This window comes from Arthrobacter globiformis, from assembly GCF_003261175.1.
Taxonomy (GTDB): Bacteria; Actinomycetota; Actinomycetes; order Actinomycetales; family Micrococcaceae; genus Arthrobacter; species Arthrobacter globiformis_A.
The window spans coordinates 45,595-63,685 of record NZ_QLNP01000074.1; the positions used below are offsets into that span (position 1 = coordinate 45,595).

Consider the following 18,091-nt stretch of genomic DNA (forward strand, 5'->3'; position numbering starts at 1 on the left):
ACCAAGGAATTGGTACGCCTAGCGCATAGGCCACCTGACCTGGCTAATGTCCGCCTTCCAATCAGCCAGGGCTGCCACCCACGCACCGAAACAGCAGCCCACGAAGAGCGCCGTAACCAGCAACCGTTGTCGTGATCGGCGGCACCTGTGTGCTTCGACGGTGCTGTTCCCGAGGGATTCCGCGGCGCCGGACCGGGTAGGGCAAGATACTTCCCATGGGTTCAGCAAGTTTCGAAGACGTCCTCGACCGCCTCTACTTCTCGGCGACCGACCAGCACGACAAGGGGACGAAATTCGAGCACCTTATGAAGCGCTACCTGGAGCTTGAACCCAAATACGCTGACCAGTTCTCCGATGTCTGGCTGTGGAGTGAATGGCCGGACCGGAACGGGCACGTTGACACGGGCATCGACCTGGTCGCCAGGGACCGATACACGGGCGAACTGACAGGCATCCAGTGCAAGTTCTACGACCCGGCCCGGACCCTGGACAAGAAGCAGATCGACTCGTTCTTCACCGCCGTCGGCAAGAACGATTTCTCGTACGGCATGGTGGTCTCCACCACCGACAAGTGGTCCAAGCACGCCGAGGACGCCCTGGAGGGCCAGTCCAAACCGATGACCCGGCTGCGATTCGCGGACCTGGCTGACTCCACCATTGACTGGTCCGAGTTCAGCATCGACGCACCCGAGCAGATGAAGCAGCTGGGCGGCAAGGAACCCCGCAAGTACCAGCGCGAAGCCATCGAAGACGTGAAGAAGGGCTTCGCCCTCAGCGACCGCGGCAGGCTCATCATGGCCTGCGGCACCGGCAAGACCTACACCTCTCTGAAGATGGTCGAAGAGATCGTTCCCATCGGCGGCTCGGTTCTGTTTCTGGTGCCCTCCATCGCCCTGCTGCAGCAGACCCTGAATGAATGGACCGCCCAGGCCTCCGTCCCGCTGCGGCCCCTGGCCGTCTGCTCCGACACCAAGGTCGGCCGTAAAGAGCACGAGGACGTCAGCGTCCACGACCTCGCGTTCCCGGCCACCACCGACCCGGCGAAGCTGCTGAACCGGGCGAAGATCAGCTCCGGCCAGGAAGCCATCACGGTCGTCTTTTCCACCTACCAGTCGATCGATGTGATCCACCAGGCCCAGAAGGATGGCCTGTCCGAATTCGACCTCATCGTCTGCGACGAGGCGCACCGGACCACCGGCATCACCGAAGCCAGCCACGACGACTCGGCGTTCGTGAAGGTGCACGACAACACCTACATCGAGTCCGGCAAGCGGCTCTACATGACCGCCACCCCAAGGATCTATGTCCAGGAGGCCAAGGCCAAGGCCGGCCAGGACGACGTCAAGATGTACTCCATGGACGACGAGGACGTCTACGGCCCGGAATTCCACCACCTCGGCTTCGGCAAGGCTGTGGAGATGGGCCACCTCGCCGACTACAAGGTCCTGGTCCTCGCGGTAGACGAGGAAACCGTCAGCAAGTCCTTCCAGAGCCTGTTCGAAGACAACGGTGACCTAAACCTGGACGACGCCGCCCGGATCGTCGGCTGCTGGAACGGCCTCTCCAAACGCGGGGTAAACGGCCAACGGCTGGACATCACCGATACATCCCCCATGCGCCGGGCTGTCGCCTTCGCGCGGAACATCAAGGAATCCAAGAAGCTGGCCGCCGACTTCGAACTCGTCGGCCGTCAGCTGCTCGTCAACCGGGGCGAGTCCGACGCGCTGGCGTTGAAGCTGGAAGCCGACCACGTGGACGGCACCTTCAACGTCCTGGAACGCTCCTCCAAGCTGGACTGGCTCAAAGCCGAATACACTTCAACCGCCGACGGCGAAGACACCTGCCGGATCCTCTCCAACGCCCGCTGCCTCTCTGAAGGCGTCGACGTTCCGTCCCTGGACGCGGTGTTGTTTCTGAACCCCCGCAACTCCCAAGTCGACGTCGTCCAGTCCGTCGGACGCGTCATGCGCAAGGCCGAAGGCAAGGAGTACGGCTACATCATCCTGCCCATCGCCGTCCCGGCCAGTCAGGACCCGGAAACGGCACTGAACGACAACAAGAAGTACAAGGTCGTCTGGGACGTCCTGCAGGCGCTCCGGGCTCACGACGACCGGTTCGACGCGATGATCAACAAGCTCGAGTTGAATCGGAACGCCAACAATAAGATCGACGTCATCACCGTGGCCGACCCCTTCGGTGACGGCCCGGGTGGCGGTGGGAGCGACAAGCCCAGCGGGACTGGCACCGAGGCCTTGTTCCACATGGCCGGCGCCGACCAGTGGCGCAACGCGATCTTCGCCCGCATGGTCAAGAAAGTCGGCGACCGCCGCTACTGGGAGTCCTGGGCCAAGGACGTCAAGGAGATCGCCGACCGGCACGTGTTGCGGATCCGCACCATCCTTGAGGGCGAAGACCAGCGGCCGCGGGAGGAATTCAGCGTCTTCCTGCAGGGCCTGCGCGGAAACCTGAACGACTCCATCTCCCAGTCGGATGCGATCGACATGCTCTCTCAGCACCTGATCACCAAACCGGTGTTCGAGGCGCTCTTTGAGGGCTACTCGTTCGCGGCCAACAACCCGGTCTCCCAGGTCATGGACTCCATGGTCGACATCCTGGAGAAGTACAACCTGGACTCCGAGGTCGCCAGCTTGGAATCCTTCTACCGTTCCGTCCGGGTTCGGGCTGAAGGCATCACCAACGCCGAAGGCAAGCAGAAGATCGTCACGGAACTGTACGAGAAGTTCTTCAAACTGGCCTTCCCCCGCACCGCGGAATCCCTCGGCATCGTCTACACACCGGTGGAGGTCGTCGACTTCATCATCCGCGCCGTCGACGACGTCCTCGCCAAGGATTTTGGGGCATCCATCAGTGACGAAGGCGTCCACGTCCTGGATCCCTTCACCGGGACCGGAACCTTCATCGTGCGGCTGCTCCAGTCCGGCCGGATCAAGCCGGAAGACCTGCTGCGCAAGTACACCCAGGAGCTCCACGCCAACGAGCTGCTGCTGATGGCCTACTACATCGCCGCGATTAACATCGAGGCCACCGTCCACGGACTCCTGGAAGAACAGGCGGCGGCCGACGGCAAGGACCCTGGCGAAGTGCCGTACCTGCCGTTCGACGGCATCGTCCTGACCGACACCTTCCAGATGACCGAAGACGGCGACACCCTGGACGACTTCGTGTTCACCTCCAACAACGACCGCGTGAAGGCGCAGAACGCCCTCGACATCCGCGTCATCATAGGGAACCCGCCCTACTCCGTGGGCCAGTCCAGCGGCAACGATAACAACGCCAACCTGAAGTACCCGACCCTGGATGACTCGATCCGCCGGACTTACGCGGACCTCTCCTCGGCCACTAACAAGAACTCCCTCTACGACTCCTACATCCGTGCTTTCCGCTGGGGCTCCAACCGGATCCTCAATTCCCCCCACGGCGGGGTCCTCTGCTACGTCTCCAACGGCGGGTACATCGACGGCAACACCGCGGATGGCCTGCGGAAAACCCTCGTCTCCGAGTTCCACGACATCTACGTCTACAACCTCCGCGGAAACCAGCGGACCGCCGGCGAACAGAGCCGTCGCGAGGGCGGCAAAATCTTCGACTCCGGGAGCCGCAACACTGTGGCCATCCTCCTGCTCGTGAAGCGCCCGGGACCCGTCGATGACTGCGCACTTCACTACCGCGACATCGGGGACTACCTCGACCGGAAGCAGAAACTCTCAATTGTCGACGGCGGCAACATCGCGGACGTTCCTTGGGAACTTGTCGCGGCTAGTGCCGACGGGGACTGGATAAATCAGCGCAGCAGCATTTTCGAGAGTTACGCGCCCATCGGCAGCAAGGACTCTGGACCAGCCATCTTTGGGGCTTTTTCCAGGGGGCTGGAATCTGGCCGGGATGCGTGGGTTTACAACTCGTCGCACGAGGAACTTACCCAGAATGTCCGCCGCATGGTGGACTTCTACAACGCAGAAGTTGATCGCTACATCGCCGCCGGCTCCCCTGGAGAAGTGGACTCATTCATTTCAACTGACCCGGCACAAATTAGCTGGACCCGCAGCCTTCGCAGTGCCCTACGCAAACATGACCGACTCGAATATTTAGGCTCAGCTCACCGTACGGCCCTCTACCGGCCGTTCTGCAAGCAAGAGGTCTATTTCGCACCTCTTGCCAATCATGAGCGGTCACAGCAGCCACGCTTCTTTCCCTCACTCGCTACTTCGAACTTAGGCATTTACTACGTCGGTAGTGGATCTGCAGTGCCTTTCAGTGTTCTCATGACCGACAGCCTTCCCGATCTTCATGTCACTGGTGCCGGTAGCGGCGGTCAGTTTTTTCCCCGATACAGCTATGCCATCCCGGCTAAGGGGACTCTGTTTGATGCAATAGGCGATGATGACCAGGGACCGCAGCGTATCGACAACATCACTGATGCTGCACTCACCAGCTACCGGTCTGTCTACGGGCCGGCCGTCAGCAAGGACGACATTTTCCATTACGTCTACGGCCTGCTTCACTCCCCCGAGTACAGGACCAGGTTCGCCGCGGACCTGAAGAAACTGCTGCCCCGCATCCCCCAGGTGCCCGATACTGAGCGCTTCCGTGCCTTCGTGGACGCTGGCAAGGCACTCTCGGATCTGCACATCGGATACGAGTCATTGGAGCCGTACGCGCTTACAGAGGTGGCCACCGGCCTTGCCGTGGAGCAGGACGACTACGCCCGTTTTGCCGTGACAAAGATGAAGTACGCGGGCAAAGCCGGGACCTGGGACAAGACGCGCATCGTATACAACGCGCACATCACCTTGGAAGGCATCCCGGAGGAGGCCCAGCAGTACATGCTCGGCTCCCGCTCAGCCGTGGACTGGATCCTGGAGCGTTACCAGGTCAAGACGGACAAGGCCTCGGGCATCGTGAACGACCCGAATGATTGGTCCCGTGAACACAAGCAGCCCCGCTACATCATCGAACTGATCGGCCGCATCGTGGCTCTCAGCCTGGAGACCAACCGGATCGTCGAATCACTGCCTGAGCTCGGGCTGGATTAGGCCTTCTCAAACGCGGCGCAGGCGAAGACGGCCGTTAGTGTCCTGAGTCCAAGGAAGTGGGACACGCGAAAAGCGAGAAGCTCTTGGTCTGTTGAGGATGCGGACAGCCGCCCGTCCGGTGCGACGCACGCTGCCCAGCCCTCGTGCTCGTTGTCGGTTGATTTCCAGCCCATGATCCACAACCTTCCTGTCAGGTATCCCTGACGGGAAGTGCGTCAGTGACCCCTGACAATCATCAGGGGTGCTGCTTCGGCAGGCCCCCGCCGCGCAGCTCAAAGGTGAGGGGAGGGGGTGCCTTGACCCCCTCCCCTCAGTTACAAGGGCTCGATAGTAATTTCGAGACCAGCTACTGTAAGACGCACAGTTATTCGGAAGCCGTGACTCACTCGGTTACCTCCTTTCTCTAAGAGATGGTCCCCTCGCCGGCCAGGGCGGGGGGACCATCTGCTTCCCCTCCATCATTGGGTCTAGGTGAGCCTCCGACAAGCCACAGACCCCCGCCTTTCGAGCGGTACAGGATGGCGCTTGCAGCGCCGTGAGAGGTCGTTCGCGGCGGGTTAGTTGAGCATTTGCAGCATGGACCATCTACGCTTGTTGCGGAATCTAGTTAAGAAAGAAGAAGTACAAGGACACCAAGGACTCCGCGAATCACGTGGACTGCAGGTCGTTCCGCCAAGAGTGCAATGTTTGTTGAGAGGATCGCTTTGGACGAGCCGGTTGACGCCTTAGTGAGGCTGAAGAACGCTGTAGATCGAGCCAAGCGAAGCTCCTCAGTTCAATTCCCCATCGTCTTCGTACGCAGGGAAGAGGAGGAGCCGCTGCTTTCACAGTTGATGCGCGGCGGCCGCGGAGGCGAGGTCAGACTGCGGCTCTACCTCACACTGAGGATGCAGGCGACAAGACATCCTTACGTGCTTCGGCAGAAGACGGCTAGAGGGCTCGCAGCCATGCTTAACCTGCCGGCTGACACCGGTCCCCGGCAAATAAACGCTGCTCTGAAATGGCTGGAATCAAAGCGCTTGATTCGGCGCGAGTTTGAGCCAGGGAAGATTCCTCACATCACTCTGCTGAGGCCTGACGGTACGGGGGAAGAATGGGGTGCGAGATTCGAGCGGCGCTATGTAACGCTTCCGATCGAACTGTGGGCGAACGGATGGATCCTCAAGCTGAATGGCCGTTCCTTAGCCGTATACCTTGCACTCCGCGAGCTCACGGGCGGAACGGGCCAGAATGGAGAAGTCATGGCAGGGCACCGAAAGACCCAATATGGCATGTCCAATGACACATGGACGCGGGCCACGAAGGAGCTCGAAGACCTCGGACTCCTCACAATGTCGTCCGAAGTGTATGGAGACGACGACCTAAGAATGCGCGTTCGTAAGCGCTATCGCCTCAAAGCCTTGGCGGACATCGGCTCCCCGTCCTGGTGAAACGGCGCCAACCGCTGGCCTTGCTGCTCACCCGAGCTGAGTCATCCCTAGGGTATTTCGTTCATCGCAGGGCGTGCTGAAGCCAGAGAGTATCAGGGGTGCTATCCGCATGCAGTGAATCGAACCGCTCGAGGCCGGGTTTCGCCCTGGACCTTTGTGTCCACGGACCGACCATCCCAGTTCTAAGGAAATGGGACACCGGACCGTTCGTGGGGGCAGTCTGGTCCTCCAGTAAGACCAAGATCCCCTCGTGACGGCTCATCGACGCGCTGTGATCCGTCCTTAGACGTTTTGCCAGCACTATGTAGGTCCCAAATGGGCCAGTCCTGAAACTGGACCAGTTGAGCTTCATCTAGACGACTCAGGCAGTAGGCAATTTCTTCCTCGTCGCCAAGCAAAATTGCGCAGGCAGTCTCTGCAAAGAGTGGATTGTCAATCTCATGCCTGCTTGCTTGGCCCTTCAATGAGCGGATTTCGAGCCGCTGATCCTGTCTAAGTTGACCTTTCCTAACAGCAATCTGCCAATGGTTAATTTGGTGATTCGGAAGGTCGCCTTGCTTCGATACCAACCAGTTGTTAAGGCTGAAGGCAGCATCCAAGAACTCCGACTTTCGGACTTCAACAACATCGGCGGCACGAATTAAATTGAGCACGGTTGCATTAGCATAGTCCGCAGCGCCAGGGTATTCAAATATATCGTTGTATGCGTTGACTAAGTTATCGAGGTGCAAATTGAGCGTGAACGGTAGGTGTTCGCGATCCACAATCTCATATGGCGTCACTCTGGTAATTTGAAGCTCGCCTGCTTCGTCTTCCCAACTCATGACGAATTGCTGCCCTAGTTCTGGATGGAAAAGATCACGACACAGCCACTTGCCCTTGGCGCTATCTTGTGCAACAAGCAGTTGAAGGCTCCAGCGGCCCATGGGCTGCAAGATTCTGCCAGGTTCATGATGCGCGACACTAATCTCTTCTCCCCCAAGCATGACTCCATGTAGCCCGACAAGCTGCCGACCTCTCTTGCCTTCTAAGGGCTCCAGCTCGACAAGACTTGAATTGACTCCCAAGTGGTCGCACAAGGACATCAGAGTCGTCAGGTATTCGAAGTGTTCACGCAGGTCTTGTTGGTCGTCGCATGAGGCGACCTGAACCCTATTTTCAATCCCGTCGATACTGAAAACTTGATCGTCTACGCATGTGAGGTAGAAGCCAAGGTCATTGAAGCGTTCCCTCAGAGTCTCACGCATCGTCAGTGATACAGAGCCTGTGGCAGCCTGGTCTGTTCCCGTTCTCCGCAGCTTCAGGCCGTCACTGAGTTCAAGCTCAACAGTGTCCCGGTCTACTCGTCGTCTTGTTGGGTTGCGAAACTCAAAGTCCCCGCTGGCAACAGATAGCTCCGTCGGCTCACCAACATACTCCGGAGGCGTGATGACGAGTTCCTCATCAACGGACAGGGCCATTCCTCCGGAGGTTTCGAATACGAGGGTGAAATCGAAGTCATCGCGCGTCAGTCTTACCGGGGCATCCAGATTCAGGCTCCCATCGGTATAGAGGGTGATGCGGCTCAAATCCTTGAGTTGCTTTAGATCGATGCGCGCGGCAGGGTTTTCAGCAGCCGATTGTAGCGCCAGTTTGATTATGTCTTCGATTTTTGCTGGATCAGAGGGGAACCGCTTTATGTTTACTCCAATCCGGCTTTTACGACCCATTTTCCTAATAAGAAACTGAATTTTAAATGGATTCAGCAACACATATGATGGAATTGCCTTGCCGGTCCTAGGGTTAACGAACACAATAAAATAGAGCACGCTATGATTCTTCAGGTAGCCGGTGAGATCGGTCTTAGTGATCGCAAATGTACGCGGGGGCTTCGTGCTGACCGTCGCTGTCCGTCCTTTGACTTGGACATTTACACGTCCCTCAAAGGTCTCCTTACTGTGCGATTCTGAAGAATGAACATCGATATGTCCGTCAGTTAATAGAGTCTTATCATTTGAATCAATGAATGCTTTCAAATGTGGGCATTTAGAGACCCTGTGACCTATCTCGTAAACGGCTAGCATTTCAACGTCCATAGGTGCCATTGTTGCCTATGGCTGTCTGGGCCGAGTAACCCGCCGCGGCTAGACCCCAATCGACCTACAAGCTCGCTCAACACCGTCCCCTCGCGGAACCGTAGTTGTTAACGACCGTCGTTGGCCGCCATGACAGATCCACCGGCCTTGATTGGATGGGAAGTGGCCCAGCAAGGGTGTTCCAGGCCCAAGGATGTGGGCGCTCGTTAGGACGTTGTAGGAATCCGACAACTTAGGAAGGGAGCGGCAGAGAAGAGCGCCCGTAGCTGCCCGCGGACGGGCCTTATCTACACGGCCCCTAATGCCCCCCTCGCGCCCGAACAGTAAGCTGAACACAAGCTGAAGGGGGACAAGAATTGAAGCTCACCGCCCAAATCGGGACTGCGGCCGACGGCAGGCTCAACCTGCGTGTCCTGGAACTGCCGGAACTGAAGACACACGCCCGGCGGGTCGACGAGATTCCTGATGCTGTCAGGGACGCTGCGGCAAAGCTGACTGGCCGCCCGAAAGATGACTTCGACATCGAAGTCAGATACTGACCCAAGTCCTAGAGGGAGGGCCGGGATGGGCGCCCTGCGCACAACAGGGCATCCTTGGTCCCGGTTGTCCAATGATTCCTCTTGAACCTGTTCCGACGGAGTCATGAACAAAACAGGGCATGATTCTGGGTATGACTTCACTTCGTAATCCGGAACGGACCAAAGGAAACAGACAGAGTTTCGTAGTCCTGGTTTTGATCCCGATACTCGTGCTCGTGATTTTTACCGCTTTGACTTCCGCGTCTGTAGCGAACTTTCTGGGAGCGACGTTTGTAGGAATCGGTGGGTGGGTGATGGTCCTGATCCGGCAAGCTCAGCAGAACGCTGCTCGTGCGGCACAATCAGCACAAGGTTCTGCATTGAAGCCCCCGCGTGGCTCATGGTTCACAGCAGCCATCGTCGGTTTGGTAAAGCTGCCGTCGCGTTCGGCGAGGAAAGCAGAGAGAGAAAAAATCAAAGCAGATAATGATCAAGCAGCGGCATTCAAAAAGGCCGTGGAGGATGCCGAAGACCTTGGGTTCGGGCTCTTGGGCCTTGGAGGACTAATGGTCGCAGCGGGGGCATTTCGATCAATGATGGGGTGGTAGGCGGTAACTTTGGCCAACCAACGCGGCAGGCGCTCTAAAGCACTCGATAAAACCAGTTCTTGGTGAGGTGTTGCCCGGGAAGATCCGGGCAACACCAGCACTAATCAAGGCTCCAAGCCTGGGCTACTCCCGCCGTGCGTGTTTCACCGAACCCGAAACGAAAATCTCTCACCATGGTGAACGGCTTGAGCCCACATCCTTAGAGTTTGCTCTCCCAGCGGGAACTTAATCGCTTCTGTTTCTTCCCTGGCCGCCGCCAAAATATTCTCGATGGGCAAACCCTCAAGCTTCCTTACCCGCGCGAGCATCCTATCCACGCGAACATCTCCTGAACTCATTGTCATACTCCTTCTACTACCAACCACTGGACAGGCTGACGATAGGTCCGATCCTCACCGCCGTGGGGGACGGGGGCCGTGGCGACTATGGTGGTTTGACTCAGGACCGGTGTGATGGGTTTGAACCAGCACCGCCCGTGGCTCGCCGGGCACTTGGGACGGGTATTCGTGGCCCCACCTTCAACATTGAGATTCAGACGGTCTCGCCCGCTCGTGGTGTTTAGAACCTGCCCAGCTTCCACACGCAGGACGTATCTAAAGTATTTGCAAACGCCGGCTATTAATAGGGCATGACTGCCCAACCCCTCCAGGAGTATCCCGGAATGAGGTCACTCCGGTCTCCTGGGCGGCCCGCCGGAGTTCGGCCCGAGCCTCTTCCAGGTCTGCCAGCTGCGCGGGCGTCAGCGGTACGTGTTCGACGGCCGCCCGCCGAGCGGCGGCAGTGGTTCCGGCTTCGCTGGTCCCGACTACAGACGGCTTCCGCCGGCGCCGGCGCAGCAAATCCCGAAGTCCCACAGTGTGCCCCTTGCGTCTAAGAAGAATGTCCCGCCTGGGATTGGGGGAACCAGGCGGGACACTGCCCCCCAACGTACCAGCCCATTCGCGCAGTTCCGGGTCAGGAGCATGCTCGCGGGGCTCGCACTGGTTTCCGCTGCGCTTCAACCTCGGGCGTCCACTCCGCTTCGCTCCGTGGCCGGCTGTTGGGTGCTGCCGGTCCGGCGCAGAGCTCCTGCCCGTCATCACCTGGTTGTCTACGACGTTTCTTGGCTGCTGTCCTTATGTTGTTACCGGGCTCAGTTCCGCGGTCATTGTAGGGTCGTGGCTACCCAGGGGAGGCGGGTATGGCTTGGCTGCTGTGGTCCGCACGCTTGCACGTGACGGCTCCGTAGGATTGGCCGCCCGCCACCCCGCGATGACCCGACCGCTGATTGAGAGACGCGACATGATCGCCGGATAAGGACACGACGGCGCGGTTATCTGCTGGGCTCTTCCCATCCAACAGACTGGAGGCTGTTCTTGGTGCAATTATGGGCCGGCATCGATGCCGGCAAAGCCCATCATCACTGCGTTGTAATCGATGGCGAGGGGAACCGGCTGCTCTCACAGAAGGTTCCCAACGACGAAGCGGCGCTCATCCAACTTTTGGCCACCGTCCTGGAGCTGTCGGATGGGGGCCCTTTGGTGTGGGCGATGGACTTGAATCATGGCGGGCCGGCGCTGCTGATCGCGTTGCTTGTCGGTCATGGGCAGAACCTTCTCTATATTCCTGGGCGGACGGTGCACCACGCCTCAAAGATTTATCGGGGTGACGGCAAGACAGATGCGAAGGACGCCGCGGTTATCGCCGACCAAGCGCGGATGCGGACGGACCTGCAGCCTTTGCGCGCCGGTGATGAGATCAGCGTCGGGTTGCGACTTCTGACCGCTAGGCGGGCTGATAAGTCGGCGGATCGGGTGAGGGCGATCAATCGCCTGAAGGCTCAGCTTCTGGAGTATTTCCCCGGGCTGGAGCGGGCCTTCGATTACAGCAGGTCCAAAGCTGCACTGTTGTTGCTGACCAAGTATCGGACTCCGGATGGGATCCGTCGTGCAGGCCAGGCGAGAATTCAGGCCTGGTTGAAGAAGCACGGTGCTCGTTCCTCCGCAGCGGTTGCTGCCGCTGCGGTGGAAGCCGCGAAGGCCCAGCAGACCGTAGTTCCTGCCCAGCGCATGGGGGAGATGATTGTCGCCGCCCTCGCCAGGGAGGTGGCGGTTTTGAACGAGGAACTGGAAGAACTGGATGCGCTGATCAGTGAGAAGGTCACCGAACACCGGCACACCGAGGTGCTGTTGAGCATGCCCGGCTTCGGGCCTGTCCTCGCTGCCGAATTCCTGGGTGCCACCGGCGGGGACATGGCTGTCTTCCAATCTGCGGACCGGTTCGCCGGTGTTGTTGGGTTGGCGCCGGCACCGCGGGACTCCGGACGGATCAGCGGCAACCACCACCGGCCAAGACGATACGACCGGCGGCTGCTCCGCGTCTTCTTCCTCTCCGGGCTCTCGGCGCTTAAATCCTGTCCATCCTCACGTGGCTACTACGACCGAAAACGGATAGAAGGAAAATCGCACATCCAGGCAATGCTCTCGCTTGCCCGGCGACGGCTCAACGTATTGTGGGCCATGCTGCGCGACGGGGCCCTCTATACGCCGATGCCGGTGGCCACACCACTGGCTGCCTGATTCAGGGCCCATGCGTCACTTCGGCGGGTTTTGGCGGATAGTTGCTGCTTGCTGATGACGGTAGAGCGTAGCTCTGCTCCAGCCGACCAGGCGTGCAGCATCTTTCGCAGTGTGTCCTTTGGCCCGGGCATCCCTGGCGACGGCGAGTTTTTCTGCGATGAGGCCAGGATCGGATGCCGGGCGGCCGAAGCGGGTGCCGTTCTGTTTCGCTGCGGCAATCCCGGCATTTATCCGTTCGAGGATGAGCTCGCGTTCGTATTCGGCAAGTGTGGCCAGCATGTTCAGCATGAGCCGACCGGTCGAGGTCGTGGGGTCGATACCGTCTGAAATGGAGCGGACGTTGATACCCCGGTCCCGGAGCAGCGCCACCGTGTTCAGGACATCGATCAGCGACCGGCCTAGTCGGTCGACGCGCCAGACCACAACGGTGTCACCGGGCTCGGCGTACTCGAGAAGCCTTTTCATGCCTGGTCGCTCGATCGCGGTGCGGCTGCCGGAGGTGACATCGGCGAAAACATCGCGCTTCTGGACCCCGGCCGCGACCAACGCGTCGAGCTGCAGCTGCGCGTCCTGGCTGGATGTGCTGACCCGTGTATAGCCAAGGTGTCTCACCCTGCGAAAAGGCCCTTTGAAGGCAGGGCTGAGACGTACCCCGCTGAGACGACTTAGCGAGACCTCGGTCGGACTGGAATGACGCGGATCAAGATTCCTGTAGCCGGCCTCGGAGGGGTGTCTTGGAAAGCTTTTGCTTAACGGGACACGAGTTAAAGGACGCTGGACTATCAGGCTGCGGTGAAGACTTCCTTAGCTGTGACTGTTAGCGAAAATTGGCGGTTAAATCGCAGTTCGAGCTGGCGGTTGCGGCTCAGGCTGAGGGGGTGCCTTCGGCGGCGGGGGTCAGGTTCGTCCGTCGCTTCCGATGTTCAGGTAGCGGTATATCGTCGCCCGGCTGCGTCCGGTCATCTTTCCGATGTCGACAGGTCTGAGCCCTGCGGCTTTGAGTTCGTGGGCGCGTTTGACGGCCGCGTTTTCTGCTGTGATGACAGGTCGTCCGCCTCGGCGTCCGTGGGCTGCTGCGAAGGCCATGCCTGCCTGCGTTCGCTCGGTTGTTGTGTCACGTTCGAGCCGGGCGAGAGCGGTCAGGATGGTCAGCATCGCCTTGCCGTTTGGGCCGGTGGTGGTGATGCCCTCGGTCAGGGACCTGAACGTCACGCCTTTCGTGTCAAGTAGTTCGATGAAGTGGAGTAGCTTTTTCGTGGTGCGACCTAGGCGGTCCAGCCTCCAGATCACCAGGTCGTCTCCGGGACGCAGGTGGTCAAGTACGGCGTTCAGCTCGGGTCTGTCTGCGAGTTTGCCGGTCCCATCCTGATCTGTGAAGATCCGGTCGCAGCCGGCTTTCCGCAGCGCGGCTGTTTGGAGCTCTGCAGATTGCTCTGCGGTGCTGACTCTGGCGTATCCGATGGTTACCACTTCGTCCTGCTTGTCTCATCGACTGTTGGTCTGGGTTCGTTCCGGTGCGGTTAGCTGATGCCGATGACGAGTGTTGAGCGTGCGGCTTCGATGACGTCGTCGGTGATGGTGTTGAGTTCGTTGATTTTCATGACGCGTTCGACCTGGGTGAAGAGCCGGTCGATGAGGCGGAAGTTTCCCCTGGTTATGCGGGCGACGGCGGCGATGGCCTGAGCGTCTGTGAAGTCGTCGGGGTCCAGGTCTTGTCCTAGTTTGTGCCAGCGTCGGTGCAGGACGAAGTGAAGTTCTTCCTGTTCGAGGGGACGGTATTCGTGGGCGAATCCGACCCTGCTGTAGAGCTGTGGGTAGCGGCTGAACCATTTTTCGATGCCGGGCATGCCGATGAGGATCAGGGCTACGTTGTCGCGATCGTAGCGGTCGCGTAACAGTTCCAGGGCTGTGGCGCTGAGGCGCTCGGATTCGTCGATGATGAGCAGTTCGACATGCTTGTTGATGCGGGTGTGGGGTCCCGTTCCCTTGCCGATGTCTGACAGGTGTTGGTCCACGCAGATTGATACGCGAGTGCTGGTGTGCTCGATGTCCGTGTGGATCTGTTTGGGTGTGGTGAGTACGGCTGGGGTGTAGAAAACGGTGCGGGAGCGGGAGAGCGCGGCATAGACCTTGATGGTCGGAATCCTCCCGTGGTCCCCACTCTTCCAGGAGCCTCTGTGCCTTGTGCCAGTTGGCGTAGCGTCTGGCGGAGATGGTCTTTCCGATGCCGGCTTGGCCGTAGCAAATACCGATGGTGTGCTGGCGGCGCACTGCATCGGCGAACTCGACGAATCTGCGGTGTTCTTTCGTGGCGATGAAGCCTTGCCCTGTCATCGGTTGTCCTCCAGATAGGTGCGGAGCTTTGGACGCTTCTTCGGCCGGTCCGTGGGCTCAGGGGTCGGGACTTGTTTGTGCTGCCATATGCGCCACCATTTCCGGACAGTGCATGGGTCCGGTCCAACGGGACGGCGCCTCTTGTGAAGTGCCGTTGTCCCATGTCCGGGATACACGTGTCCAAACAGGGACCGGCTTACGGGACGCTAGGCGGACTGGCCTCTTTCGAGACCATTGTTGCCCTTGTGGCCTTGTGGCAGACTCCTCTGATCCTGCATGGTGAGCGGAAAGGTTCGTAGACGGATTCAGAAAATATCGGGACGTCTTTTAGGAGAACGAGGTTCCCATGGCGTGGATGCTTATAGTTCTTTGCACACTTTTCTTGTTTGCAGGTCTAGCCGCGTTCTTCGTTCCGGTTGTCCGGTCTCGACAACTGTCGTCTCAAGTAGTGACCAAAAAGAACTGGGCCCTGTTCTGGATATTCCTGTTCGCATCGGCTGCTACCGGGTTCATCTACAGTCAGGTGGACTAGAGGCAACAACTCGATGGTGAAAGTAGCCACCGTGCAGCGTGACCCTCAAGGGGTTACAGGAAAGCCATCAAGATAAGGGTTGCTAGCGCCAGGATGGCGACCAAGAAGATGGCCAATAGCTCGGGGTATTTGCTAAAAAACACCAACAGTCGCATGAACCGTGGCATCCGCTCTTGCCCGTTGCCTTCGTGGCCAGTATGTCCGTGGAGCATCCGTCACTCCTAGTGGTGTAGCCGCTTGTGTTGGGGCGAACCGAGCGGGGTCAATTGTATGCCCGTTTCAACCGGCAGCCCCGGTGTCACTTCGCAGGCACAGACTAACTCGCCCCGGCCCGTCCCCATAGGGGTTCCCTCAGGAACGTGAGTCGGAAGGCCTCCGATGCGCAGGGCGTTCCGTTCTACATGAGCCGCGGTTAGATTTGCACCATGGTGAGTGCATCTGAGGGTCCGCTCTTAAGGAAATTCAAGATCATTGGGATAGTCGGCGTCTTTGCAATCCCGCTCGTTGGTGCGCTGATTACCGGAGCCACGGGCTGGTCCCCTTGGGTTACATACGGTGTTCCGCTGCTTACCTTGATTTTGGCAACCCTGCCATTACTGTCCGCGGCCCGACGCCAGCAAGCAGAAATACGCAGTGCACCCGCGAAGTCCAAAGAAGAGCCCCGGTAGTCGTTCGGCTCTTGGTAAGCCGACCGTCAGAGAAGCGAATCCGAAAGATAAGATGCGCGGATGAGGATGTCGTACCCGCACTGGATCCAATTTCGAGGTCAAACGCTTGGCCTCGTGTGGCAAACGGACGACGAGGCCGGCGATGAAGGGGATACTGACGGTGTTCTCGTCTCTAAGGGCCAGATCGTATCGGCCCGCACTCAAGAGGACTTTTTGGAGCTGGCCCGGCAACACAACATCGTCTTGGAAGCGGGCAACCCGGAACCTCAGAACCTTGACGGGATCGAGGAACTTCTCCAGTTGCCGGCATCAGATGACACCTGCGCGCAGCTGCTGAATGCGTGGAACCTCCTCGGCGACATTGCACGCAGCGTGAACGCATCACTGGATGACCGAGGACCGGAGGCGGACAAGTGCTACGACAAACTCTTCTACGGCAATAACCTCCCCAGCATCACACCCCCCCGGTGAGCACTACAGCCCGTATTTCGAAGACCACGAGCAGCGCGTTATTACCGAGATCCTGGACCGTGGCCGGGTGATCTTGGCCAGCCGCCTTACTGTCGCGGGGTAGAGCCTGAAAACCGACCTCGATTGGGCTAGTCCGCCGGAACCGATCTGGTTACCGTTCCTCAGCAGAGACTTCGTGCCTGGGACCAGGCTCGACGTCCACGCCCCCACTCGATGACTCGAAACGTATGCTGCCATGCAGGTCGGCGGCGCCGGAGAACCGCCATTCTAAGTTGCGATTAGACCGCCAATCTGAATGAACAGTCACACGGGAGGAACTGTCGGCCACTCGACGTCTCGTAAAGGCGTCTCGCAGTAAATCGTCTCGCCACGGGTACATCGGGGGCATTTCGAGTCAGAATTGCCTTGTGAGGCAACTGGGTTACACCCGGGTCAGTACTTCCAGCCAGGACGCGCAACTGCAGCTGGATGCGCTGGTTGCCGCGGGCGTGCAGAAACGCGATGTCTTTGCCGATGTGACCTCCGGAAGCAAGACGGCGATAGAGCGACCGGGAATGAAGAGGCTCCTCGAGTACGCCGAAGCAGGCGACGTTGTTGTTGTGTGGCGGGTCGACCGCTTAGGCCGGTCGCTGATTGACGTCCTGAACACGGTGGCTCTGCTACGCGGCCGTCCGATCCATCTCCGATGGCATAGACCCGGCAACCTCCACCGGCAGGCTGATGTTGAACATGCTCGCGACCCTTGCCCAATATGAGCGCGAGCTCATAGTCGAGCGGGTCAACGCCGGGATCGCCGCCGCAAGACAAAACGGAACTCGCTTCGGCCGGCCGCTGTCCGATCCCGCCGTCATTGCAGACAAGCTTGCGATCGCCCAGGACGCCCGCGGCAAGGGGCGAACCGCCGAAGACGCCGCCCGTCTCGTTGGCTGGAGCCGCGCAACGCTGTACCGCCACCAGCAAGCCCGTGCTGCCCGCGAAAGCACCACAACCTAAGGTCTAGGATTCAGCTTGGCAGCATGAGGGGGTGCTGTCCTGGCGGAAGGAACGGCGTTCGTGCGGGTGATTCGTAATGCGAAGCGGGTGTCTGTCGTTGGTGGAGGGGTCTTAGTCATTGCGGGTGGCCTTGGCCTGTGGCGGACCGCGGTGCTCTTGAACGAGCCTGAACCGGGCAGAGTCGCAGCGTTGACTGGAATGCTCGCTGCCGTGGCCTTTATCCGAGGTTTCGTCATTCTGTTTTGGGACCGCCGGTCGACACCCAGTGCTCTGATGCGGCCGCAGGCGGCAGATACCCTGTTAGCGATTTTGCCTGTGGTCGTCGTCGTGCCCTTCGTCGTGGCTCTCCCGGAAATTAGAGATCCCGCCAGTCCCGCCCCTTGGTTGTTTATCCTGGTTGTTGCCTCGGCGACCATTTCAGTGAAACCGGCAAAAACTGCTTCGCTCTTGAAGATTCCGCCACTTCGCTCGATGAACTCCTTGGATTGGGTGCGAATCCAGAGCTTCGGTACAGGAACTCTTCTCATCGCAGTCTGGTTTTCGGTGCTGTACTTAACTTCCCCACTAAGTGTCGGTACTTGGACGCCCTGGGTTATCACGACCGCACTCGCTCAAGCCGGCGTAAGCATCTGGCGGGTGCTGGAACAACATCAGGTGGGCAAGACAGGACCGCGCCTAACTGGCATGCAGATCATCTGGTTGCGAGCCATTCACGTAAATCAAGGACACGCCGCTGCCGTTAAGGAGCTGCGAATGATGCACCCCAAGATCGGAACAACCCACGCCGAGAGAGTCATCGAAAACCTCTACCGGACTGAGGAAGAACCGCGGCTGCAGCGTAACTGAATAC

General features: G+C 59.3%; 10 protein-coding genes and 2 pseudogenes. 8 read left to right on the top strand and 4 right to left on the bottom strand.

What is annotated here, in order from left to right; translation table 11 throughout:
• Positions 1 to 215 precede the first annotated feature (215 nt).
• Positions 216 to 5,054: a DEAD/DEAH box helicase gene (locus DBZ45_RS10550; protein ID WP_111903862.1), complete on the top strand. Its 4,839-nt coding sequence runs from the start codon at positions 216 to 218 to the stop codon at positions 5,052 to 5,054.
• Positions 5,055 to 5,737: 683 nt separating this feature from the next.
• Positions 5,738 to 6,484, top strand: coding sequence for a hypothetical protein (locus tag DBZ45_RS10555; RefSeq protein WP_111903863.1), 747 nt, complete (start codon positions 5,738 to 5,740; stop codon positions 6,482 to 6,484).
• Between the two features lie 182 nt (positions 6,485 to 6,666).
• Here DBZ45_RS10555 and DBZ45_RS10560 read toward each other — a convergent pair whose 3' ends face one another.
• Positions 6,667 to 8,559 carry a hypothetical protein gene (locus DBZ45_RS10560; protein ID WP_146617488.1) on the bottom strand — a complete coding sequence of 631 codons (1,893 nt, stop codon included), beginning with the start codon at positions 8,557 to 8,559 and terminating at the stop codon, positions 6,667 to 6,669.
• Between the two features lie 356 nt (positions 8,560 to 8,915).
• Between DBZ45_RS10560 and DBZ45_RS10565 the strand changes: the two genes are divergently transcribed.
• The 3 genes from DBZ45_RS10565 (at position 8,916) to DBZ45_RS10580 (ending at position 12,243) form a co-directional block, all read left to right on the top strand.
• A complete protein-coding gene (locus tag DBZ45_RS10565; RefSeq protein WP_111903865.1) occupies positions 8,916 to 9,098 on the top strand; it encodes a transcriptional regulator in 183 nt (60 codons plus the stop codon).
• 119 nt (positions 9,099 to 9,217) lie between these two features.
• Positions 9,218 to 9,685, top strand: a complete 468-nt coding sequence (locus tag DBZ45_RS22665; protein WP_146617489.1) for a hypothetical protein — start codon at positions 9,218 to 9,220, stop codon at positions 9,683 to 9,685.
• 1,355 nt (positions 9,686 to 11,040) lie between these two features.
• A complete protein-coding gene (locus DBZ45_RS10580) occupies positions 11,041 to 12,243 on the top strand; it encodes an IS110 family transposase (protein ID WP_190243085.1) in 1,203 nt (400 codons plus the stop codon).
• Positions 12,244 to 12,258: 15 nt separating this feature from the next.
• On the opposite strand, the gene DBZ45_RS10585 is transcribed toward DBZ45_RS10580, so the two are convergent.
• From DBZ45_RS10585 to DBZ45_RS10595, 3 genes and pseudogenes are all read right to left on the bottom strand, one after another.
• Positions 12,259 to 12,855: a recombinase family protein gene (locus DBZ45_RS10585; RefSeq protein WP_111903868.1), complete on the bottom strand. Its 597-nt coding sequence runs from the start codon at positions 12,853 to 12,855 to the stop codon at positions 12,259 to 12,261.
• Positions 12,856 to 13,140: 285 nt separating this feature from the next.
• Positions 13,141 to 13,713, bottom strand: coding sequence for a recombinase family protein (locus tag DBZ45_RS10590; protein ID WP_111903869.1), 573 nt, complete (start codon positions 13,711 to 13,713; stop codon positions 13,141 to 13,143).
• Positions 13,714 to 13,763: 50 nt separating this feature from the next.
• Positions 13,764 to 14,577 (bottom strand): annotated as a pseudogene (locus tag DBZ45_RS10595) (AAA family ATPase).
• A gap of 1,260 nt (positions 14,578 to 15,837) precedes the next feature.
• On the opposite strand from DBZ45_RS10595, the gene DBZ45_RS10605 reads away from it, so the two are divergent.
• The 3 genes and pseudogenes from DBZ45_RS10605 to DBZ45_RS10615 all read left to right on the top strand — a co-directional run bounded on the left by DBZ45_RS10605 (position 15,838) and on the right by DBZ45_RS10615 (position 18,087).
• Entirely contained in the window at positions 15,838 to 16,248 is a 411-nt protein-coding gene (locus tag DBZ45_RS10605; RefSeq protein ID WP_111903871.1) for a hypothetical protein, read from the top strand.
• A 407-nt stretch (positions 16,249 to 16,655) separates the two neighbouring features.
• A pseudogene (locus DBZ45_RS10610) lies at positions 16,656 to 17,241 on the top strand (recombinase family protein).
• Between the two features lie 189 nt (positions 17,242 to 17,430).
• The gene (locus DBZ45_RS10615) at positions 17,431 to 18,087 is read left to right on the top strand and encodes a hypothetical protein (protein ID WP_146617491.1); all 657 of its coding nucleotides are present in this window, start codon (positions 17,431 to 17,433) and stop codon (positions 18,085 to 18,087) included.
• Positions 18,088 to 18,091: the final 4 nt, after the last annotated feature.